The sequence below is a fragment of the Promicromonospora kroppenstedtii genome, assembly GCF_044389675.1.
Taxonomy (GTDB): Bacteria; Actinomycetota; Actinomycetes; order Actinomycetales; family Cellulomonadaceae; genus Promicromonospora; species Promicromonospora kroppenstedtii.
Map to the genome: position 1 here is coordinate 150,408 of NZ_JBIRYI010000004.1, position 21,176 is coordinate 171,583.

The following is a 21,176-nucleotide window of genomic DNA, read 5'->3' on the forward strand; positions in this document are numbered from 1 at the left end:
AAGAAGAAGTACCTCGTGGTCTGGACGTCATGGGTACCTTCGACCGTCTTCGGGAGGCGTACTTCCGGTACTACAACACGCCGTTTGGCCTAGCCGACGAGCGGCTGCAACGGGAGCGAAATGACCTCTTCGACCGTGACAACGGTGCCTTTCGGATGCCTCTTATCGAGCTGCGGCCGGAGTACGTCACGACCAGGCGCACCATTGCCGAGTCAGCTGCCGCGGCAGGTGCAACGTCCGAGCTCGCCGAATTCGCTGGCTGTGGGCTGATCCCGTCGGGCCGTTCGCTCTACCTTCACCAGGAGCATGCGCTGACCGCTGGCCTGACCCCGGGCCGCAACATGATCGTCACAGCAGGTACAGGCTCGGGAAAGACCGAGTCGTTCCTGCTTCCCGTTCTCGGTTCATTGCTCGCTGAGTCCGCTGGCTGGGAGGGGGAACCAGCCCCGTTTCGCCCCTGGTGGCGTTCTTCCGGTTCGGAGTTCTCGTCACAGCGTGACGGGGAGACGGGGCGTACGCAAGCTGTCCGAGCCCTGATCCTCTATCCGATGAACGCCTTGGTCGACGACCAGCTGATACGCATGCGCCGGGCGCTGGACAGCGATGCTGTCCGTACCTGGCTCGACACCCACCGCCGAGGCCACCGCTTCTACTTCGGCCGCTACACCGGCGCAACACCGGTAACGGGTCACCGGACCACCGAGACAGCGCTCAAGCGTCTGCGCGAGGTGCTTCTCGCGACCGAACAGCGGGGTGCACGTGCTCTTCAGATCGCCGCCGAGATGAGCAACGATGACGTCCGCTACTTTGCGCCCCGGCTCGATGGTGCTGAAATGCGCTCCCGTTGGGATATGGCGGATGCCCCGCCGGACGTCCTGGTGACCAACTACTCGATGCTGAACGTAATGCTGTTCCGCGACCGGGATAGCCACTTTTTCGACTCGACCCGAGCATGGCTGGACGCAAGCCCTGAGCACCGCTTCACCCTCGTCGTAGACGAGCTACACATGTACCGAGGCACTGCCGGAACTGAGGTCGCCTACCTCCTGCGCAATCTCAAGCAGCGGCTCGGTCTCACCGATCGCCCCGACCAGCTCCGTGTCCTTGCTGCCTCGGCCTCGATCGACGCCGAGCGAGACCAGCAGTACCTTGAAGAGTTCTTCGGCGTGGATGCCTCAAGCTTCGAGTTCGTTCCTGGCAGCCTTGCCGTGCCCGCCACGGCGCCAGTCGGAACGGCTACGCATGTCGCAGCTCTCACCGCCGCTGAGCACGACGGCGCAGCCGACATCGCTCGACAGGAGCGACTGACGGACACACTGCGCCGTGCGTTTCTCGAGAAGGACGAAGGCGACACTGAGAAGGCAGTGGCACGCTCGTTGAGCGATCTTGGTGCTCGTGTCTTTCCCGATGTGGGGCTCGGAACTGCTGAGACCGCGCTCTCGAAGGTGCTGTCGGCGCTCTCCGCGAGCCCGTTGGACAGTGATCCCAAGCTGCGCGCTCACTACTTCTTTCGCAACGTCCCCGGGGTTTGGGCCTGTAGTGATCCCAACTGCTCGGCCGCTCCCGAGAGTGGTGAGCCCCGTCCAGTAGGCCGTCTTTACGCCGAGCCTGCCACCCGCTGCATATGCGGGTCCCGTGTCTTGGAGCTCCTCTACTGCCAAAACTGTGGTGATGTCCTGCTCGGCGGCTTCACCCCGGAGGGCCAGGCGCAGTCGAACCGCGTGGACACCCTGCTGCTGGCCGACGTGCCCGAGCTTGCCAAGCTGCCCGATCAGGTGAAGTTAGAGCGCACCGCCAACAACTATCTTGTGTACTGGCCGAACCCGTCCGCGGCGCTCGACGCGCTCGACACCAGCAGGTGGACCCGCGACGGCAAACGCGTCCGCTACCAGTTCCGGCGCAGTGCCTTGGAGCCCGCCACCGGCGGCATTCGCAACGTCGGCACTCAGGGCGACCAGTCTGGTTGGACGTTCCACGCCTTCGTTCCGCCAGCAGCACGGACACACCGCGATCCGGCAACGATCAGCCCGTTCCCAACGCAATGCCCCTCCTGCGGTGATGACTGGGAGATCCAATACGGGCGGGGCGGGCTGCGACTACCGCACACCGACCCGTTAACTCAGCGCTCGCCGATCCGGGGCATGCGCACCGGTTTCGAGAAGATCAACCAAGTGCTCACGACCGAGCTGGCCACCGACCTCGCCGTGGATGACCGCAAGCTCATCATGTTTACAGACAGCCGCCAGGATGCGGCCAAGTTGTCTTCCGGACTCGGCCTACGCCACTACCAGGACCTCCTGCGACTACTCCTCCACGGCCAGATGGCATCGCTCGGGGATGCCTCCGCCGACGTCGCTCTGGCGAAGGCGCACTTCATCGACCGGGAACGGTCTGCCGAGTCTTGGGCTGCTGTAGACCGGCTGGAGAAGCGTGACGCGGCCGTTTTCGGCCAGCTGCGCGATATCTGGGAGGAGCGCCCGGGCACGAGCTCGGACACCGAGCCGTCCCTTATCGCCCAGTTGGACGGAGGCCCCAGCGTTGCTGCAACCGCGGGTGCGATCGCTGGACACCTCCTGAGTATGGGGCTGAACCCAGGTGGGCCCCATGCCAGCCTGCAACTGACCTCCAACGAGCGCCGGTGGACGAGCCTTTACGACTGGGGCGCCACCAATCCTGTGCAGCGAGCCAACCTCTCGGCGGAGCAGGAAGCCCTTCGTACAGATATCAACCACTCGCTGCTGGAGGAAGTTCTCCAAGGACTCTTCTCCGGAGCAGGCCGGGACTTCGAGTCCCTCGGCCTTGGCTGGATGGCGCTGGCCGACGACAGTGCTCCGGCGGACGTGTCCGCCACATCCGAACTCGCCTTCACCCGTGCCAGCCTGCGTGTCCTGGCCGACTTGCGCCGGTTCGACGGGCTGCGATCGCCACGTTCGGAGCCACCTCGGCAACTACGCAACTTCTGGCGCGCCATTGAAAGCGATGGTGGACCGAGTGAGGCCGAGCTTCGCGATATCTTCCTGGCCCGCTGTGGCACTACCGTCCGGGACTATCTGATCGACCCTGATCATGTCGTACTCCGCCGTGCAGGTGAGCAGGGCTGGAAGTGCGGCACCTGCAGTCGGCTGCATATGACAAGAGCGTCTGGCTACTGCACCCACTGCGGGAATGTCTTGCCGACGGACGGCGTCCCCATTCAGCCCGAGAGCGACTACTACGGTTGGAAGGCCGTTCGAAATGCCGGACGTTTCCGATTCAAAAGTGAGGAGCTAACCGGCCAAACCGACCGTATCGATGCACAGGCGCGGCAGGCGCGGTTTCAGGGCATCTTCCTCAACACGGGCCAGCACGCCGAAGTACCCTCCGCTGACGGCATCGATCTGCTCAGTGTCACCACCACAATGGAAGCCGGCGTCGACATCGGTGCCCTATCGGCCGTTGTGCTCGGCAACATGCCCCCGACGCGGTTCAACTACCAGCAGCGGGTCGGACGCGCTGGCCGTCGCGGCAACCCCACCGCCATCGCCCTGACCGTCTGCCGGGGCCGCAGCCATGACGAGTACTACTTCGACCAGCCCGGCCGGATCACCAACGACCCGACCCCAAAGCCGTACCTCGCAGTCGACCGTCGCGAAATCATCGATAGGTCGCTCAGGGCCGAGGTACTTCGCCTAGCCGTACCACACATCGAAAAGGCAACTATCGCCGCGGGCGCAGAATTCACGCCGACACGTAACGTCCACGGTGCTTTCGGACTGGTATCGGAATGGGCTGACGCCCGAACGCATCTGGAGCAGTGGCTGCTGGACAACCGAGACCTCGTGCGTACCACCGCCGCTGCGCTGGCCGACCGTACTCCGGTCGCGGCGGACTCGGTCACCCTGGCAGATGACTGCGTGGCGGAGCTGCCGAGCGTGATTGACCGAGCTGCCGGCCCCGGCACCGTTGGTCATGACGAACTCAGCCAGCGCCTAGCAGAGCATGGCGTTCTGCCGATGTTCGGCTTCCCGACCAGCGTCCGCTACTTGTATCTCAAGCGCCCATTCCAGTCGTACCCCTGGCCGCCCAATGACGTCATCGACCGCGACCTCGCCATGGCAGTCAGCCAGTTTGCTCCCATGAGCGAGGTGGTGCGCGACGGCCGAGTGCACACCGCCGTTGGCGTAGCTGCATTCGAGCCAATTGGCCGCCGACCGCAGCACCCTCCTACGAATGCCCTGGGCATTGATCGAACAATCTATCTCTGCCGGTCGTGCTCCTTCCTTTCCGACGAGGAGCTCGGCGAGATCGCGACCTGCCCGCAGTGCGGCAATGGCCCCGAGGGATTCGCGCGCATGCCGCTTCGTGAGCCCCTTGGTTTCCGAGCTGGTGGCAAGCGCGACTTCGACGGCAACTTCGCCTGGTCGCCCCGCGCGATGGCTGCGCGGGCGCTGGCTGACCTGAGCAAGCTTCACAGGACCAGCCTTGGATCGGCCTCGGCATACAGCGGCGCGGGGCGCAGGTTCGTGATCAACGACAACGGCGGCAACCTATTTCAATTCAAGGCTGCCGCGCCCGGCAATCCGGACTGGGGCGGCTACGTCGCAGTCGAAGCAGTCGAGAAAGGACTCGTCCGGCGGAACGACGTCATTGGGGAACCATTCGATGTGGCACTCGGCGCGGTCCAGCCGACCGACTTCCTCTTCCTCGGTCCACAGACAGGCACCCTCCCGGACGCTGGAGTACGCCTAAACTTCTCGGCAGGTCTCCAGCCCTACGGAGTCACCGAACTGACCGACGGCCGCCGTGCGGCCTGGTATTCGCTAGCGTTCCTCCTGCGTAAGGTCGCAGCCTCAGAACTCGACGTCGAGCCGCTCGAGCTCGTCGCAGGCATCTTCGCAGGCCTCGCCGACAACGCCGATCCCGCACCGTACGCCTTCATCGCTGACACGCTGGAAAACGGGGCGGGCTTCTCGACTCACCTCGGACGGGACGACGTCCTGCCGACCTTCCTTGATGCCGTCGACCAGCACCTCTGCCATCTGGCCAAGGACGACCACTCCAGCACGTGTTCGGCGTCCTGCTACAAGTGCCTGCGCGACTACGCGAACATGTCGTACCACGCGCTGCTCGACTGGCGACTGGCTCGCGACCTGCTCCACGTCCTCAGGCATGGCAACCTCGTCGTCGACAAGCAGCGGCTGCAGGCTGCGCTCGCTGCCTGGGCGCACGGCTACGACGCCACGGTGCTGACGAGTGTCCCGGGTGCTGCACGGTTCCGGCACCCGCGTCTCGGCGACCACGTTGTGGTCGTCCGCCACGCCCTGGAAGCATCGGAAGCCAACTTCATGGCCGAGCGGCTGGCGGAAGCTCTCGCCCGGGCTGAGGTGGAAGAAGAAGGCATACGGGGCGTGGTCTTCGTTGATGACGTCACCCTCGACCGTGACCCGGGCAGAGTCTTCCAGCTCTGCGACGAGATTGGCGGCAGCGTGTGAGCCGGCCGAGCGCTGGAATTGGCTGGCTGTCGCCCAGTCGCGCCTGGCGCCTGATTGAATGTCCGGCCTCGGTGCTTCCCGTAGCCGGCACGGTCTCTGGCGGCAAAGGCAAGCCCGAGGTCAACACGGGCATACTGGCTCACCGCGCACTGGAGCGTTGGATCCGTAGCGAGGGGTTCCGGGCAGCTGATCCTAAGACTGCCCTCGCAGAAGCAACGGACGCTTGCGCGGCCGAACTTGCTGGTCAGCCACCGGCCGGTTGGCGGGTCTCCCGGGCCCGCCTTGTGGCAAGGGGCATGTCACTCGTGGACCTGATCGGTGGACGCGCGCCCGATCAGGTCCACTCGGAGATCGAGCTCAAGGACGAGGACCTAAGGCTGCGTGGCCGGCCCGATCTCCTGCTGACCGGCGATGAGATCGTCGTCGTCGACCTCAAGACACAGACACTGCGAGAAGAAGAGCTGCCTGCGTGGGTGGAGTTTCAGCTGACCGTGTACGCCCATCTCATTCGGACGGTCCACGGCCAGCTGCCGACCCGCGCCGAGGTGTTCAGTCTGAACCGGGGCCGCAGGGAAGTGGTCATTACAGATGAGTCGTTGGAGGCGACGCTGGTAGCACTGGCGAGCGCCCGAACCCTCGACCCCTCCCGTGCCAATCCGAGCCCGGAGGTGTGCCGCTTTTGTGACCGTCGGCTTGTCTGTGAGCCTCACTGGAGCGCTGCAGCGAAGTGGCCCGACGCGGATGCCGTGACAGGCACGGTCGAGAGGACTGAGCATGCCGCAACCGGTGTCGTCGCGCTGCTCTTGACGACCGCGAACGGCCGGGCGTGGGTTAGCGGCATCCCAGGTGCGCTCGCCTCGGTTGGCTCGGGGGATACTGTGCGCGTAGCGCGGGTCAGCCCTGTCCTCGCAGCGGACGAGAGTCGGAGCGAGTGGCGTTGGCGAAACTTCAGCGCCATGACCCTGGCCAACTAGGAGCACGCCCACCATGAGTGCTGCGCAACCGAGCGGATAGCTGCAGCGTGGCACTCAGCCCGAGTGGGCGGATGTTGGTGCATGTCACTGGCCCGTGAGCCGCGCTCGCTTGTGCAGTCTGGAACAGCTGGGGAGCGCGTCGTTGGCCACAGTCGAGCTGGCCGACAGCGCAAGGATCCGGTGTGGCTAGGTGCACACCACGACACGTTGTTAGACAGAGTGACTGTCGGTGGCGAGGTGTTGAATGGGGCGAAGCGTTACCTGGCATCGAGAGAGTCCCCAAGGAGCAGAGTGTGTCTGAACTTCGTGTCGTAGAGATCTGTGCCGGTGCGGGCGGGCAGAGCCTGGGGCTCCACCTGGCCGGGTTTGAGCACTCGTTGGCGGTCGAGATCGACGAGACTGCAGCGCAAACCCTGCGCACGAACGGCAAGCGGCTCGGCTGGGACATGACAGTCGCCGTCGGCGACGTTGCGGCAGTACCAGAGCGTGGCGAGAAGTTCGACGAGGAACGCCACGTCTGGAACCCAGACGACCATGTAGGGATCGACCTTCTGGCCGGCGGCGTGCCGTGTCCCCCGTTCTCAATCGCTGGTAAGCAGCTTGGCACCAGCGACGAGCGAGACCTGTTTGCCTGGGCCGTCGAGCTAGTGGGCAGGATGCGGCCGCGCGCACTGATGCTCGAAAATGTCCGGGGTCTCTCCATGCCGAGGTTCGCTGCGTACAGGCAGTGGGTGAAGGATCGTCTCAAAGAGCACGGCTACTGGTCGGACTGGAAGCTGCTGGAAGCCAGGGACTATGGCGTGCCCCAGCTGCGGCCCCGCTTCATCCTCGTTGCACTCCGCGACGAGAGCGACGCCCGCCACTTCAACTGGCCCGAGAAGACTCCGTACGTTGGTGGTGTCGGAGACTCTCTTTACGACCTGATGCGTGTTCACGACTGGGCCGGGGCCGAAGCCTGGCGCGAAACGGCGAACAAGGGCATCGCTCCAACTATCGTCGGGGGGTCCAAGAAGCACGGAGGCGCTGATCTCGGGCCAACACGTGCCAAGCGCGCGTGGGCCGAGCTGGGGGTCGACGCGATGGGCATTGCCAATGACGCCCCTCACCCCAAGGTACACACGCGTGATCACACGCCGAAGCTCACGATCGACATGGTGAAGATCCTGCAGGGCTGGCTCGACGACGGCGACTATGCCTGGAACTTCGAGGGCAAGAAGACCAGCCAGTACCGGCAGATCGGTAACGCGTTCCCACCCCCAGTTGCGCGAGCCGTGGGTGCCTCAATCCGTGACGCCTTGACAGGCAAGGGAAGGCTGAAGGACCTTGCCGAGACCGAGGCCGAGGTGATGCAGCACGAGCCGATCTATGTCGCCCTCAAAGAGGCTGACGGGCCCCGTACTGCCAAGGAACTCATCAGGGCCGCGGGTGGGGCCATCCATCCGAGCGATTTCGAGCAGCGCGTTGGCCTGCTGTCACGTGACTTCGACATCAAGACTGATGGCGAGGGCGAGGCCCGCACCTACATGCTTGGCGCGTTCAAGGGCTTCGTTGGACAGGACGACCACGGTCGGCATCTTGCGTTCGCAAGAGCCCGGAACAGGATCAGCTGAAGCCATCCAATAACCTTAGTTGCGTGGCCGAGCAGTGGATCAGCACGAAGGCGAGCCCCAGCCTCTCCGGGCGGAAGAGCCGCAACACCACGCCTGAAGTTGACCTGCGCCGTGCTCTTCACGCAATGGGAGCGCGGTTCCGACTGCACCGGCGCCTGGGTCCAGAGTGCGCGCCGGACTTCGTCCTTCCCAGGCGCCGGATCGCGGTCTGGGTCGATGGGTGTTACTGGCACTCCTGCGCGGAACACGGACGACGCAAAGCCTTCGAAGGGCCCAATGCGGATCTGTGGACTGCGAAGATGGAGCGCACGAGGGAACGCGACGCCATCGCCGTTCGGCAGGCCGAAAGCCTTGGGTGGACGGCCGTACGTATCTGGGAGCACGACGTCCGCGCAGACCCCTCCGCAGCGGCAAGGCGGGTACTTGCAGGTCAGTGAGCACTCTGCTCAAGATAGTCACGCAGCTCCTCCCGCTCAGCCGCTCCAAGTAGTCGCGCCAGGTCGTAGACACGGTCGAGATCGTTTCGCCCACGCTCACCACGAGTGAGCCAAAGTCGCAGGATTCGCTTGTCCTGAGCGCGCAGCCCTCGCACCTGAGCAAGCACTTCGTCATAACGGTGGGGGTCCGGCATCTGGTCTCGTACGGTCTCGTTACAGAGCGCGCATTCCGTTCGCCAGTTGTCGAGGTCGTCAGCCGCATCACGGATCCGCAGCCGCTCCTGGGGAACCCGGTGTCCGATCGTGAGCCTTGCCCTCCGGCCCGGCTCCCCGGGATAGGTCTCGCCCCCGGCGACACCACATAGCACGCACCGGCTGCCGTCGCGCTCAATCACTAGGCGCCGTACCCGAGCCGACGGCCCGAACTTTTTCTGCTGGTTCCGCTCAGCATCGATCCAGTAGCGCGACCCGAACTTGTCGATCCGGTACTCGTCTCGTTCGAGCACCCGACCTGCGTCCTTCTGCGAGAGGATCGTCCAACCGGCTTCCCTGAGCTTTCGGAGGCGGCGGTTCAGGTGTTCAGACTGCCCGACGATCTCTGGGCCCAATGCTTCTCGGAGCTCGTTCATCGTGAACCGCTCGCCGACTTCCTTGTTGAACCAGAGCCAGGCCGCGACACGGGGCACCTGGCCGAACCGCTTTTTCTCGGTTCCCGGCCAGATTGTCAGGTCCCACCACAGCACCCCGCTCGGCGCATACGCATCTGCCGGATATGTATCCACATGCGGAGTATGGCCGGCGGATCCATGCGGAAGGCGCTGTCGGCCGCGTGGCAACGCCAACATCACCCCACGTGCTCCGAAGATGGCCTTCACGGGCCGCACCCTGTCGTGCTGCCTGTGAGCTGACCTGCAACAGCGCATGTATCTTCAGACAGCGACCGCGGCCATCCCCTGGAGGTACCTGATGATCCAACCGATGTTCGACGACGAATCGTCCTCTGCCGACACAGCTGAGGCGATCGCAGAGAGTCAGGCACGCCTCGCACAGGAGCGGCGGGAGTTCCACGCGAGCCTCCTTGCGTCAGGCACGCTGACGATCGACAAGAACGGCGTGCCTAGCAACGCGGACAAGCAGAATGCTCGGTCAGTCGCGTGGGCGCAGGCGATCGCGCAGCAGCTCAGGGTCGAGACCGTCCACGAGCGCGCGGCTGGTCAGACTTCAGGCAATACGTTCGAAGACGCGGTCGCGGTGTATCTCAGCAGTTCGTTCCCAGCGCTGTCGGCCCTGCGCCCGGGCGACTGGGATATCCGGAAGATTACGGGGCGGAACTCCAGTGGAGTATCCCAGTTCGAGCAGTACCGGCACTTGGCTGATCTAGACCGTGCCGTGAAAGCGAGTCCAATGCTCAGGGCATCGCTCGGGAACGCTTACGTTGTCGCGCCCGACGTCATCGTCGCCCGACGGCCGGTCAGCGACGTCGAGCTCAATGCCGGTTCACCGCTGGTCGACGGCAGGATCGCGACACACGCGAGCCTCCGATCGTCAGTTCAGCCGGACCCGATCTTGCATGCGGTGATCTCGTGCAAATGGACGCTTCGGTCTGACCGGGCGCAGAACGCTCGCACCGAGGCACTGAACTTGATTCGAAACCGCAAGGGCCAGGTGCCACACATCGCAGTTGTTACCGGCGAGCCAACCCTCTCGCGGATCTCATCCTTGGCGCTCGGAACTGGGGACATCGATACCGTCTATCACTTCGCGCTGTACGAGTTGGAAGCCGCAGTGCGCGCGTCCGGCGACGACGAGCACGTTGCGCTCCTCGACTCGATGGTCGACGGCAAGCGGCTGAAGGACATCAGTGACCTCCCCCTTGACCTTGCCATCTGAACGGATGCGTCACGGCAACTGCCTCTAGCAAGAGGACGCAGGCTGAGCGCCCGCGTATGCGCGCCTTGGGTAGGGTGGGAGTGTACTGGAGGGCGACGAGAGGACCGGCCTGGTGGCCACAACATCCCGTACCGATATCCCGACAACGATCGTCGAGTGCGCGTGCGAGCACTGCGGTGAGTATGCCAACCGCAAGGGCTATGCGCTCCCATTGCGAGCTGAAGTTAACGTCAAAATGGCTGAAGCGATCTGCGGCACCGTCAAGGGGCGGCACTCGATGGTGCGGAAGGCGTTTGAGCCGCCATTTGGCCGGGTGGACCCTTTACAGGCCAAGTTTGGCCCCTGGGTCGCCTGACTGGTGTTCGCAACAGCCACCAATCGGATCCCGTATTAGCGTGAAATCCTCGTTCACACAAACACTATCGCAAACATCGAGGTTTCGATGGACCCGACGGGGCCATGTCGCCCACGCGAGACGAGGAGCCGAGCACGCGTACTGAGAAGGTCGTGAGTTCGATTCCCACACAGGCGGCTCAGAAAGCCCAGGTCAGAAGGTACTTCTGGCCTGGGCTTCTGTGTTACAAGGCGCCAGACCAGCGGAAACCCAGCGGTGCGCGCCATGAAGCGGCACTTCCTCTGACATCGCCTTGAGCGTGTGTTGCTGCGAGTCCGCAGACAGTCGTGGGGCGACGCGGCAGGATGTGGCCATGCCGATTAACGAGTGGTGGGCTGCCGATCCCGACCAGCGGTTCTGGATGGAGATCACAGACCGAGCCGACCTCGGAGCTGATCTCTTCGCGCCCACTACGGATGGCAGCGGGAAGCCCTACTGGGGATACGAGCTGATCACGTACGTTCAGCCTGGCGATGTCATCTTGCATTGGCACAAGGCGTTAGCGGGGGAACCGGCCATCGTGGGCTGGTCACGAGCAGTTGGAGCGTACGAGGACGCAGACATCTCGTGGCAGGCCCACAGCACAGTGGGCCGCTCTAGGGGCAAACTGGACCTGCGGCCGGCATGGCGCATGCCGCTGGTGAACTACACGCCACTGTCGGAGCCGGTCCTAATCAGCGATGTCCGAGCCAAGGACGCGGAGCTCCGGAAGGTGCTCACCGAGCTTGAGGTCCAGAACCCAGGCGGGAGTCTGTACTTCCCCTTCGGTTTTAGTGATAAGCGAGAGCTCCGTGCCCAGCAGACGTACTTCGTGAAGATGCCACGTGAGGTGTTGGACGTTCTATCAGTCGGCGAGGTGGGGGACGGCAGCGGTCCGAGTCTTCCCACAGGCAGAGGCAAAGCGCCGAAGATGCGTGGCAGCGGCTACATCGCGGATGCGGCGGTGCGGAGCGCCATCGAATGGCGCGCCGTGAATCTTGCAGTTGCGGATTACCAGGCTCGTGGCTATGCGGTCGAATACACGGGATCGTCGCAGCCATACGACCTAGCTGTCCAGAAGGGTCCTGATCGGCGACGTGTTGAAGTGAAGGGGTCGTTGGGTGCGATCGATACGGTCGAGCTGACTGTGGGTGAAGTCGAAAACTCGCGTGGGGCGATCCCAACCGATCTGTTCGTCGTCGACGGCATCCAGTGGCAGCGAGGGGCGGACGGCTCGGTCCGTGCGGTGGGAGGAGACGCGAGGTGCTGGAAGGACTGGACAGCCCGACGATCCCACTTGACCGCCATCCGATACCGGTACGAACTTCCCCGAGGCGGGATATTGGACCAATAGGCGCATTCGACTAATGCTCCTGAGTGTGCTATTGTGTTACCGCAAAACTGAATGACCCAAAAGCGCGCCAGTTGACGTAGTTCGATTCTACAATTCGTTGCCGTGGGCGATTACGATCGTTATCTTCCTCGGGGTTCTTCGAACAATCGCTCGCATTCGCGAGCAGAAGAGATCCCCAGAGGAGACCGTCGTGACCAAACCATTCAACGTAGGCATCGCAACCTCGATTACCATCTTCTACTTCATGGTAGAAGCGATCCTCGAGGCCGGTGTAGGAGCGTTGGCCTCCGACTGGCTATCCTTCGCGGGTCAAGCAACGACGCTTGACCACGGCGCCAAACGTGGCCCGGAATCCCTTGGGTTCCGGGCCACTTTTGTTGGCGCCACAGCTTGTCTGACGAGACGCGGCATCCCAGAAGGAGAAGGTCGGTAGCCCGAGTCCCTGTCTTCGGGCCAAGTCGTCGAAGGGCTGGCGGTTGTGGGTTCGCCTTCGCGGCTGCGACGTGGGTACCGCAGGGTCATGCAGCCCGGGCGGTGAGACTGTGTCTCCGCTCTTCGGCTAGGCACCAGTGCCAAGGGAACTGTCTTTCCTCGGTGCTGGGCATCGCGCGTCGGTCGGGAGGCACTTCAGGATCCTCGTTTACGCGGATCTCGAAGAACGCCCGGCCTAGGTGGAAGTCGCCGATGATGGCGCGGCACGCGTGGCACTGAAACGCGTGGTAGGAGCCGCCGGCGGTGTGCGAGTAGGTCATCTCGATCGGTGCCAGTGGTGCTCGGCCGACTGCGCGAGCCCATCCGGCCACCTCGGCGATAACGTCAGGGTCGCTCTCGGGGCGCTTGCGCGGGAAGAGCTCCCGGCTTGTGCTTCCTTCATTGTGCAGGCCGCAGCGAAGGCAGACGTGCAACTGGTCGTACAGCTCCCATACGACGGAGGTGGCATCGCACTCCTGTCGCCAGCACCCGTAGACCATGACATCGACAAGTTGGAACACGGGAGCCGCGGCCGAGTAGATCTGGAGCCGTCCTGACAGCAGATCGGCCACCACTTCGTGCAACGGGTGGGTGACCATTTGGGATAGGCGTGAATTCTTGTCTGGTATTTCGACGACAGACCACGTGCGATCCTGGCTTTCGACGGGAAGCACCGGGAGGCCGGTTTGGAGAGCTGGGGGTTTGCCGGGCGTAAACCAGAAGCTCTCGATGCCCATCGCCGCATACCTGGAAACCCGGGACTGGTACTCCCTCGGCGCCTGATGGGAGATCTGCGCTTCGAGCGCGATCCTTCGGCCGCCGAGCTCGCACAGGACATCAGCTCGGGACCCATCTGTCAGGCGCGCCTCGATCTCGGCCGACCAGCCCGCCAACACTGCGGCTTCGCGAAGAGCCTGCTTTAGTGTGGCGTGAGCGTCAGACTCCGAGCCCGGGTGCCGGTTCATGGCTGCTGCCGCTTCGTGGCTCGGCCCTGCTGCTGTTGCTCCCACGCGCCGATCGCAGCCTTCTCAGTCTCGAGCTCGTCGGCGTACTCAGCATCAGGGTCGCGAGTGGCACGCGGTCGATGCACGGGAACGGGTTGATCATGCGACCCGACGGTCACGAGTCCGGATGCCTGCGGAAGGGCCACGTGCAGGGTGCCGTTCGGGAGCAGATGCACGGTGTAGTCGCCGACCTGGACCGTCTCGGTCTTAACGACTTCGTCCAGCCAGTGCGACTCGACCGCCTTGAGCGGCCATGATTCGCCACGCTGCCACGCGAGATCGGCCGGGAGTCGCTCACCGACGACAGAGGCGCGCCAGGTCGGCAGGCTTGTCTTGAACGCGAGACGGTCATCGAAGACATCCCAATGATCAATGATGCGGACATCAACCACGACGTTTGACGAAACCGCGACGAGGAAGTCCAGGTTGCCAACCAAGCGCGTCAGGTCTTCGAGCATGGCCACGTTGCGGGCTTTTCCCCTGAACAATCTTGACACCGCGTCCGGCATGTCAACCGACGGGAGATTGGTGCCACGGATCGGCCAGCCACTCTCGATGGCGCTGGTGCGCTGCTGCTCGGACTGCGCCTTCGGCCACGAACGGCCGACGTTGACGATGATCACAATGACCTCACCACCTCTCGGGAAGTGACCTTAGCAGTAATGCACCTACTTGTGCTCGAAGTAGATGCATTGCTGTCCTGGGGGGCTGTGGACGCGGACTGCCCTCTGCTCGCTCAGGCTCGCTGCTGGACGCCTCCAGCCCATGCCTGACGGTCACAATGAGGTGGGCGCCTGTTCCAGGCGCCGGTAGCGTGCGTCTGGTGCTCGTAGACAGCGACGATCCGTCATCCCTGCGCATCATCACGGAGGCAGGCCTGCGCTTGGAGTTCGAGAAGGCGTTTCCATACGGTCCGGACGACCCACACGTCGTAGGCGTGCTGATGCGTGCGGTTGGGGCTCATGTTCGGGTGGAGCAACAGGTTCTTCTCCTGGGTACGAGCGAAATCCCCCACTTCCTGCGCGGGCTGTACGAGGACTTCCGGGGCTGGGCCGGCGACCGCACATGGCACTCGCTCGAATCCGAGCTCCAGCTGACCGCGCTGCACGACGGGCAGGTGCACCTGCGCTGGGAGTTGACACACCGTCCGTATGACGACGCACGATGGACGTTTTCCACTACGACACGGCACGGTGCAGGAGAAGACATGCGCCGGCTCGCAGATGCCTTCGACGTATTACTTGATCCCTAGCCCACTGCCGCCACTCAGTTCGGAGTGGCACGCAGCAGGCACGCCCCGCCTCCGCTAACCTAGAAACCGCAGAATTCCAACGATCCATCGCCCCCGAACCACATGATCAACATCTAGTTGATCCTGCGACCGTCGTTGCCAGGCGTGGACTATAGGCCTAGGGCCATCCATAACGAATCCGACTGTCGCGCACCCCGGGCTAGGAGCGGCTGCGTGGTGGTGTAAGCCCATGAGGTCGGCGCGGGACACTGCTACGCGGTCCTCGGCATCCTTTGCTCGCAGAGTCAGTGACAATCCGCGTCGGCCCGGGTGACCCTCTCAGTCGGTCGTGTCACCGCGTGTGCATTTAGATCACCCTTTCGCCGCTGGCTCCCTCGCGGCCAATCCGTCTTGGAAGGCTGCCTCGACGACACTGCGCTCAACGGGATACTCCGTCCTGAGGAACGTCTCCAGAGCTGCGTGCCGGTTGAGGCTGCGGCGCTTCACGGACTCCACGATGTCCCGCCCGGTGATGAAAACGACCGGATGCTGATCCTCACGGATCTCGGTATACGCCTGCTGACTGACGAACGACGTTGTCACGAAAACCCCGAACTCCCGGTGCTTGAGCCGTGAGATGAGGCGGCTGATCATCTTCACGCCGATACCGGTGTCCAGCCCGTAGCACTTGGCCTCAAGGGCGAACTGGAGCCTGACCGGGTCCGTGAGAGGTCCCAGCCGATACGTCCCGAGCGCGTCACGGCCGCCGTCCCGGCTCGGACGTGTGACCTCGACTGCTTCGACATTGCTGTCGAACCTTGCCCAGATACTCGCTGCGAAATGCTCGAACTGGATCGGGTCGTGGCTGAAGTGCTCGTAGATGATTTCGAGGATCCACCGGTCGGCAGCCAGCGGGAGCTGCTCTTCCTTGGTGCGGATCGCGATCGTCCTCGGCGCTTCAAGGGCACGGTAGGACCGGCTCTTCACCCACGCCCGCCACTCCGGTGGGCAGGCATCTCCGAGCGGTTCGCCCGCGAGGATCTGGTCGATCCACGAGCGTGTGACGGCTGGCGTGTTCAGCATGGTGAAGTGGGCGCGGTAGTTCTGGAATCTCAGCTCCCGCGTCGTGCGCCAGACCGCGACGAGTTCCTCGTCGCTCTCCAGGCGAGGTGAGCCTGGGGCGAGAAGGCCACGGAAGACGACATCCCTGCCCGACGACTTCTGGAACAAGAGGAGCGGCGGCACCGCCGCTCTGCCGGTGGCGTCGCCGCGAGACCAGTCAAAGATGTCTCGCAGCAGGAGGTTTCCCTTCCTCTGCGTCTCGTGGAGACCGCGGCCGGGCTTGCGGTTGTCGCCGTAGTACGTGAAGTCGCCGGTGGTCGGGTCGAGCTGGTCGGGCCAGTCGGTCTCTTCGCCCGAGGTGTACAGGACGACAAGGCGTACATCCTGCTTCTCGACACTGCCCTTGTATCGGAAACCACCCTGGTTGCCCACCGGCAGGAGCTTTCCGATGGGATCGTCTCCCATGTTGCCCTTCGACCCACCCTGGTAAACCCTGTCCAGCACGAGGTCGGCCATCTGGAGATCGGCGAAGAACACGCTCTCTGACATGCCGCAATGCTGGCACACGGGTCGCGAACAGTGTTATGACCCCGGTCTTGTGCACCGCGCCGCGAGGCGCTGCCAGGGCACCTCATCCGCACATTCACCCCGTCGGCCAGCCAACCGGCCAGCCTCCATGGTTACGCTGCGCCGCGTGACACCAGACGCCTACCGACCGACCACGGCCAGCACCAGCTTCGCGGCGGCGTACGACTTCACGCCCACCCAGTCGGACTATGCCGATCTCCTCCGCAGCATGCCCCAGCTGCGGATGCTCAAGACGCTGACCTGGGTGATGCTCGCCGTGTTCGCAGTTGCCCTCCTGATGGGCCTCTTCCTCGTTCACGACGACGGCCAACCCGTCCTCGATACGGCAACGCTCCTGTCCCTCACCGTGGCTGCGGCCCTGGCCGCCCTGATCGGCTTCGGCTACGCGCCTTTCGGCGGCCGAGCCGCCTGGCGCAAGCCGCTGAACCGCGAACCCATTCACGCAGTTCTGGACAGCAAGGGTTTCCGCCACGAGGGCCCCAGCGGCAGCCAGTCCTTCACGTGGAGCGTTGCCGCGCGTGCCCTGGAGACGAACGAGGCGTACTACGTCTACGTGCCGAACGGACTGGCCTCGCTCGTCTACTGGCTGCCCAAGCGTGCGGTGCCCATCGGCGACCAGGCATCTGTCCGAGCTCACATCCAGGCTCACGTCTCGCGCTACCTCATCCGCTGAGCTGGAGCACGACGCTACCGACCGCGACCCGCAGGCAATCGCCGAGGCACCCACCCTCGCCCAACCACTCCCACCATCTGCGGCGGTACCGACTTCCGCGCCCACGCCCGGAACACCACATACATCACCACCACCAGCACCCACCGCAGCACCACCGCGACCGTGCTGGCGGCAGGATCGTCGCAGAACGCCGTCGCCGAGCTGTCGTTGAGCGAGTGCACCACCATCACCAGCGCGATTCCGCCCAGCGCGCCCCACATGCCGCGGCGTCCGTACAGGTGCCACAGACGCCACGCGATCGCAGCAGCGATGCCGGTCCACAGCCAGTGCAGGGGCGACACCGTGAACACCCGGAAGAGCTGCTCCCGTACCACTGCAGCCGGCGTCGAATCCAGGGTGCCGGTGCCGCAGAAGTTCGGGCCCGACGCCGTCGCCGTGGCATAGGCGTACTGCGTGGTCTCCGTGATCGCGAAGCCGAAGCCCGAGGCCAGGCCCAGCGCGATGCCGGCCCGCGGGTCGCGGTAGCGGCCCAGGACGAACAGCAGCAGCGGGACAAGCAGCTTGGTCCCCTCCTCGACGACGCCGACCCACGCCGTCGCCGTCGCGATCCCCGCGCCGTTGATGATCCAGGAGTTGATGTTCGCCGCGATCAGGATCACGGCGCCGCTGGTGCCGACCACGACCGACACGATGGTGAGGGGGCCGACGACGTCGTGCAGGGCGAGCCGACGACTTACGAAACCGTAGAAGGCCCAGCAGACGCCGGCCATGCCGAGCAGGCTCGCCAAACCCATCACGTGGATGTTCCCCGACGACTGGTACAGGACCGACCCAGCCAGCAGGACGACGACGGCCGCCAGCAGGTGCCAGACCCACGAGCCCCAGAAGCGTCCGCGGAACCGGCGGCCGCGCTCGGCGAGCGGGCCGCCGTCGGCGATCTGGCCGGTCCAGGCCCGGCCGTCCCAGAAGCGCTGGCGAGCGAGGCGGGAGGCGGGATCGGGGAACCAGCCCGGGGCCGGGACACCGTCCCGTGGCCGGCTCACGATGAAAGCAACCGCCGTGCCGGCCAGGAAGAGGATCGCCCCGATCACGACGAGTGTCATGAGTGGAGAGAAGCATTACCCGTCGTGTGTCGCCATCGGACCGGTCGTCCCAGAATGGCGGCGGCTCGGCTCAGGTCCAGGCCACAGCGACGCCGAGCTGGAAACGGAGCACCGCGTCCGTTCGCCCGGTCGGACGGACCGGCGCCGCCGCCCAGCCGACCATGCCCTGGACCCAGGGCAGTGCGGCGTCGCGCGTGAGCGAGGCGACGACGCCGGGGTCGGTCTCGATCCCGTGCGCGCCCAGCGTCTCGGCATAGACCTCGAGCAGGGCCGCCACGCGCGTGCTCGCGGACGGGTCGTCGACGAGACCTCCCGCCAGCAGGTGCGCCAGGTCCGCCAGCGGCGGGCCCACACACGACGTCGCCCAGTCCAGCAGCACCACGCCGCCGTCCGGTCGGCGCAGCACGTTGTCGAGGTGGGCGTCGGCGTGGGTCCAGGCGTGCGGGACGGCGGCGAGCCGGTCGAGTACACCGGCGACCCGGCCCGGCAGCCCGGCGAGGCGCTCGGTCGCCTCACCGTCGATGATCTCCGGGAACCGGCGTCGGGCGGTGTCGAGGCGCGCGGCCCACTCGTCCGGCGCGTACGGGCGACGCCGCCAGCGTGGCAACCGCGGGTCGACGTCGGACGGATCGACCCACGTCGCGGCGTGCAGCGTCGCGAGCAGGGACACCAGGCGTTCGGCGGTCGCGTCGTCGCAGCCGGTGAGCACGTCGAGCTGCTCCGCCGGCGCGACCAGTTCGAGCGCGAGGAGACCGGCGTCATCGTCGAGCAGAGAACCCAGGTAGCGGGGGGCCTGGCCCGCGAGCGCCGCGGCGTACCGGGTGTAGAAGAGTTGCTCGCGGCGGATCGTCTCCGCGGTGTCGAGCTTGACGACCAGCCCGGGGGAGGCGTCGTCGCCGAGGCGGACGCTCGCCGTCGTGCCGCTCAGGCCGAACTCGGCGCCGATCTGCGTGGTCTCCAGACTGCCCGAGTACCCCGGCTGGATCGCGCCGGCTTCCGACAGAGCTGTGCGAAGGGCAGCGGGGTCGTCGAGGAGGCGCCTCATGTCCGCCAGCCTAGGTACAAGGCGTTCAGTGGCGTCGAATTCCAGTGCGAACCCCAACCGCACCGACCTACAGTGCCGACATGGCGAGAAGCACCCGCGGGTTCCGACCCCGCCCACTCAGGCGGGAGTTGTCCTGAGACGAGGTACTCATGGCGTTCCGACGCTTCTACCGCCGCACCTTCCTGAACCGCCGCGGCCACCACGCGGGCGCGTACGCGCTCGCGGACTTCACCGTCGAGCCCGGATACACCCCGGACGACGACGCCAAGCGGGTCAGCGCACGCCTGACGATCGCTGACTGCGGCCGCGTCGTCACGCTCGACCTCGACGCCGATACCCCGGCCGAGGCGCGCAACTCCCTGCACAAGGCGCGCCTGTTGCGCGACATCCTCGACCGGTCCATCGACGCCCTCGAACGAGCGGTCGAGGACGCCGGCCTGTCCGGCGGTCGGAAGGGGTAATAAGGCGCCGCGGACGATCGAGCGGCCAGGAACCTGTGGCACCAGGAGCGGAAGGCGTCCACTAGGCTCACGAGCCGTGACCGTCTACCGGATCCGCCGAGACCTTGCCGCCTTGCTCGTCCTGCCGATCCCGATCCTCACGGCCGCCATCTCACTGGTTCTGATCACGACGCAGCGGCCAGTCCTTGTTGTGCTGGCCGTCGTCTACGTCGTGGTTTCCGTGGTGCTCATGATCCGGATGTACCGGCAGGCACGCCGTCGGACGCTCACGGTCTCGGATACCAGCCTGGTAGTCCAGCGCGACGCGTACAGGATCGGGGCGCCCTGGTCCGAGGTGGTCGGGATCGACCGGAAGCGTCGTCAGGGCCTTCTTGCGGACGAACTCGTGCTTGCCAGCCCCGTCGTCACCTTCGTCGACGCCGCGGACAAGCCCACCCGGGTCCCCAAAGCCGCCGCCGGACACCCCGCCCTGCAGCGGATCCAGGTCAGCTTCTACGACAAGAACTGGCGCGAAGGGCCGATCGGCGATCGTCTGAGGTCTCTTCTCCAGCCGTCGTCCTAGGTAACGAGGAGCTGTGACGTACTCACACAGCGGGAAGGGCAGGTAGGGCCGCGCCGAAACAGGCGGGCCCGCACCGGCTGCAACACGCCGGCAGCTGAACGACCGCGCGTCGGGTGAACAATCGGCCCGGCGCGGGGCTCACCAAGTGGCGTGTTGGCGCCTGACCTAGCATGGAGATCATCAGACCGTGACAACGGTGGGATCAATGCGGAAGACGCTCGACGAGGAGCGATCATGTCTGATGAGACCCACTCGGGAACAAACCCCCTCACGCAGTTGAGAGACATCACGGCGACCGGCCCGGACGGCGCTGTCCTCGAACGGCTCCACGCGGCCGGGCTGGTGGACCTGGGGAACGACCTGCCGGTTCGGGACGTCCTCTACGAGGCCGAACGGGACGGGACGAACCTCGCCGCGACCTTTGGCGTGGAGGAGAACGGCGACGCCGCGCTCGACGCGACGCCGATCGGGCGCCTCAACCCCCGGCAGTCCCGACGGAGCCTGCCGGGCGGGCGGGTGCTCGGCATGTACGTGCAGGACTGCCTCATCAGCACGGAGGCGGAACCCCCGTACCACCGGCTCCCGAGCTTCGCCTCGCACAACCCGTACCACATCGTCTACCTGTTCAAGTTTCCGCCGAACGCGACCCACACCGTCGAGGTGACCCTCCAGGTGTTCTCAGCGGGCACCGTGCGGATCACGGGTCTGAACAGCCCGGCCGCGCTCACCGTAGGGCAGAGCTCGTTCGCGCTCAAGGTGCCTGTTGGTGTCAAGACGACGGATCAGGGGTTCGCGAGCGTGCTGATCCAGCGCAACGGTGAGGTCGGGTTCGACTGGTTCTCCGCGGCGGTCTTCTGACGTCGGCTC

The 21,176-nt window shown here is 65.1% G+C and carries 19 protein-coding genes; 13 read left to right on the forward strand and 6 right to left on the reverse strand.

Annotated elements, in window-relative coordinates:
- Positions 1-29 precede the first annotated feature (29 nt).
- From ACH47X_RS08195 to ACH47X_RS08210, 4 genes are all read left to right on the forward strand, one after another.
- Positions 30-5,471 carry a DEAD/DEAH box helicase gene (locus ACH47X_RS08195; protein ID WP_397403156.1) on the forward strand — a complete coding sequence of 1,814 codons (5,442 nt, stop codon included), beginning with the start codon at positions 30-32 and terminating at the stop codon, positions 5,469-5,471.
- Complete coding sequence (locus ACH47X_RS08200; protein ID WP_397403158.1) at positions 5,468-6,445, forward strand: RecB family exonuclease; 978 nt, start codon at positions 5,468-5,470, stop codon at positions 6,443-6,445. Before ACH47X_RS08195 ends, ACH47X_RS08200 begins: the two co-directional genes overlap by 4 nt.
- A 293-nt stretch (positions 6,446-6,738) precedes the next feature.
- Positions 6,739-8,055 (forward strand): DNA cytosine methyltransferase, encoded by a 1,317-nt coding sequence (locus ACH47X_RS08205; protein ID WP_397403162.1) that lies wholly within the window; start codon positions 6,739-6,741, stop codon positions 8,053-8,055.
- A gap of 23 nt (positions 8,056-8,078) precedes the next feature.
- On the forward strand, positions 8,079-8,492 hold the full coding sequence (locus ACH47X_RS08210) for a very short patch repair endonuclease (protein WP_397403165.1): 414 nt from the start codon (positions 8,079-8,081) through the stop codon (positions 8,490-8,492).
- Here the strand turns inward: ACH47X_RS08210 and ACH47X_RS08215 are convergent.
- Positions 8,486-9,367 (reverse strand): HNH endonuclease, encoded by an 882-nt coding sequence (locus ACH47X_RS08215; RefSeq protein ID WP_397403167.1) that lies wholly within the window; start codon positions 9,365-9,367, stop codon positions 8,486-8,488. The genes ACH47X_RS08210 and ACH47X_RS08215 overlap by 7 nt on opposite strands.
- Before the next feature lie 103 nt (positions 9,368-9,470).
- On the opposite strand from ACH47X_RS08215, the gene ACH47X_RS08220 reads away from it, so the two are divergent.
- From ACH47X_RS08220 to ACH47X_RS08235, 4 genes are all read left to right on the forward strand, one after another.
- On the forward strand, positions 9,471-10,382 hold the full coding sequence (locus ACH47X_RS08220) for an NgoMIV family type II restriction endonuclease (RefSeq protein ID WP_397403169.1): 912 nt from the start codon (positions 9,471-9,473) through the stop codon (positions 10,380-10,382).
- Positions 10,383-10,494: 112 nt separating this feature from the next.
- The gene (locus ACH47X_RS08225; protein ID WP_397403171.1) at positions 10,495-10,737 is read left to right on the forward strand and encodes a hypothetical protein; all 243 of its coding nucleotides are present in this window, start codon (positions 10,495-10,497) and stop codon (positions 10,735-10,737) included.
- A gap of 352 nt (positions 10,738-11,089) precedes the next feature.
- A complete protein-coding gene (locus tag ACH47X_RS08230) occupies positions 11,090-12,109 on the forward strand; it encodes a protein NO VEIN domain-containing protein (RefSeq protein ID WP_397403173.1) in 1,020 nt (339 codons plus the stop codon).
- Positions 12,110-12,299: 190 nt separating this feature from the next.
- On the forward strand, positions 12,300-12,542 hold the full coding sequence (locus ACH47X_RS08235; protein WP_397403175.1) for a hypothetical protein: 243 nt from the start codon (positions 12,300-12,302) through the stop codon (positions 12,540-12,542).
- An 85-nt stretch (positions 12,543-12,627) separates the two neighbouring features.
- Here ACH47X_RS08235 and ACH47X_RS08240 read toward each other — a convergent pair whose 3' ends face one another.
- Positions 12,628-13,590 (reverse strand): competence protein CoiA family protein, encoded by a 963-nt coding sequence (locus tag ACH47X_RS08240; protein WP_397403177.1) that lies wholly within the window; start codon positions 13,588-13,590, stop codon positions 12,628-12,630.
- On the reverse strand, positions 13,542-14,207 hold the full coding sequence (locus ACH47X_RS08245) for a hypothetical protein (RefSeq protein ID WP_397403179.1): 666 nt from the start codon (positions 14,205-14,207) through the stop codon (positions 13,542-13,544). Before ACH47X_RS08245 ends, ACH47X_RS08240 begins: the two co-directional genes overlap by 49 nt.
- Positions 14,208-14,407: 200 nt before the next feature.
- Here ACH47X_RS08245 and ACH47X_RS08250 point away from each other — a divergent pair, with 200 nt between their 5' ends.
- Positions 14,408-14,836, forward strand: coding sequence for a DUF6228 family protein (locus tag ACH47X_RS08250; RefSeq protein WP_397403181.1), 429 nt, complete (start codon positions 14,408-14,410; stop codon positions 14,834-14,836).
- Between the two features lie 351 nt (positions 14,837-15,187).
- On the opposite strand, the gene ACH47X_RS08255 is transcribed toward ACH47X_RS08250, so the two are convergent.
- On the reverse strand, positions 15,188-16,426 hold the full coding sequence (locus tag ACH47X_RS08255; protein WP_397403183.1) for a restriction endonuclease: 1,239 nt from the start codon (positions 16,424-16,426) through the stop codon (positions 15,188-15,190).
- Between the two features lie 145 nt (positions 16,427-16,571).
- On the opposite strand from ACH47X_RS08255, the gene ACH47X_RS08260 reads away from it, so the two are divergent.
- Positions 16,572-17,138, forward strand: a complete 567-nt coding sequence (locus ACH47X_RS08260; RefSeq protein ID WP_397403185.1) for a YcxB family protein — start codon at positions 16,572-16,574, stop codon at positions 17,136-17,138.
- Between the two features lie 14 nt (positions 17,139-17,152).
- On the opposite strand, the gene ACH47X_RS08265 is transcribed toward ACH47X_RS08260, so the two are convergent.
- Both ACH47X_RS08265 and ACH47X_RS08270 read right to left on the reverse strand, forming a co-directional pair.
- The gene (locus ACH47X_RS08265) at positions 17,153-18,241 is read right to left on the reverse strand and encodes a PrsW family glutamic-type intramembrane protease (protein WP_397403187.1); all 1,089 of its coding nucleotides are present in this window, start codon (positions 18,239-18,241) and stop codon (positions 17,153-17,155) included.
- Positions 18,242-18,311: 70 nt separating this feature from the next.
- The gene (locus tag ACH47X_RS08270; protein ID WP_397403189.1) at positions 18,312-19,286 is read right to left on the reverse strand and encodes a phosphotransferase family protein; all 975 of its coding nucleotides are present in this window, start codon (positions 19,284-19,286) and stop codon (positions 18,312-18,314) included.
- Positions 19,287-19,435: 149 nt separating this feature from the next.
- Here ACH47X_RS08270 and ACH47X_RS08275 point away from each other — a divergent pair, with 149 nt between their 5' ends.
- From ACH47X_RS08275 to ACH47X_RS08285, 3 genes are all read left to right on the forward strand, one after another.
- Positions 19,436-19,747, forward strand: a complete 312-nt coding sequence (locus ACH47X_RS08275; protein ID WP_397403191.1) for a hypothetical protein — start codon at positions 19,436-19,438, stop codon at positions 19,745-19,747.
- A 76-nt stretch (positions 19,748-19,823) separates the two neighbouring features.
- On the forward strand, positions 19,824-20,309 hold the full coding sequence (locus ACH47X_RS08280) for a hypothetical protein (protein WP_397403193.1): 486 nt from the start codon (positions 19,824-19,826) through the stop codon (positions 20,307-20,309).
- Positions 20,310-20,543: 234 nt separating this feature from the next.
- The gene (locus tag ACH47X_RS08285) at positions 20,544-21,167 is read left to right on the forward strand and encodes a hypothetical protein (protein WP_397403195.1); all 624 of its coding nucleotides are present in this window, start codon (positions 20,544-20,546) and stop codon (positions 21,165-21,167) included.
- The last annotated feature ends 9 nt before the right edge of the window (positions 21,168-21,176 follow it).

Coding starts and splice junctions, on each gene's coding strand:
- ACH47X_RS08195 (WP_397403156.1), top strand. CDS start 30: ATGGGTACCTTCGACCGTCTTCGGGAGGCGTACTTCCGGTACTACAAC.
- ACH47X_RS08220 (WP_397403169.1), top strand. CDS start 9,471: ATGTTCGACGACGAATCGTCCTCTGCCGACACAGCTGAGGCGATCGCA.
- ACH47X_RS08230 (WP_397403173.1), top strand. CDS start 11,090: ATGCCGATTAACGAGTGGTGGGCTGCCGATCCCGACCAGCGGTTCTGG.
- ACH47X_RS08255 (WP_397403183.1), bottom strand. CDS start 16,426: ATGTCAGAGAGCGTGTTCTTCGCCGATCTCCAGATGGCCGACCTCGTG.
- ACH47X_RS08265 (WP_397403187.1), bottom strand. CDS start 18,241: ATGACACTCGTCGTGATCGGGGCGATCCTCTTCCTGGCCGGCACGGCG.
- ACH47X_RS08270 (WP_397403189.1), bottom strand. CDS start 19,286: ATGAGGCGCCTCCTCGACGACCCCGCTGCCCTTCGCACAGCTCTGTCG.
- ACH47X_RS08275 (WP_397403191.1), top strand. CDS start 19,436: ATGGCGTTCCGACGCTTCTACCGCCGCACCTTCCTGAACCGCCGCGGC.
- ACH47X_RS08285 (WP_397403195.1), top strand. CDS start 20,544: ATGTCTGATGAGACCCACTCGGGAACAAACCCCCTCACGCAGTTGAGA.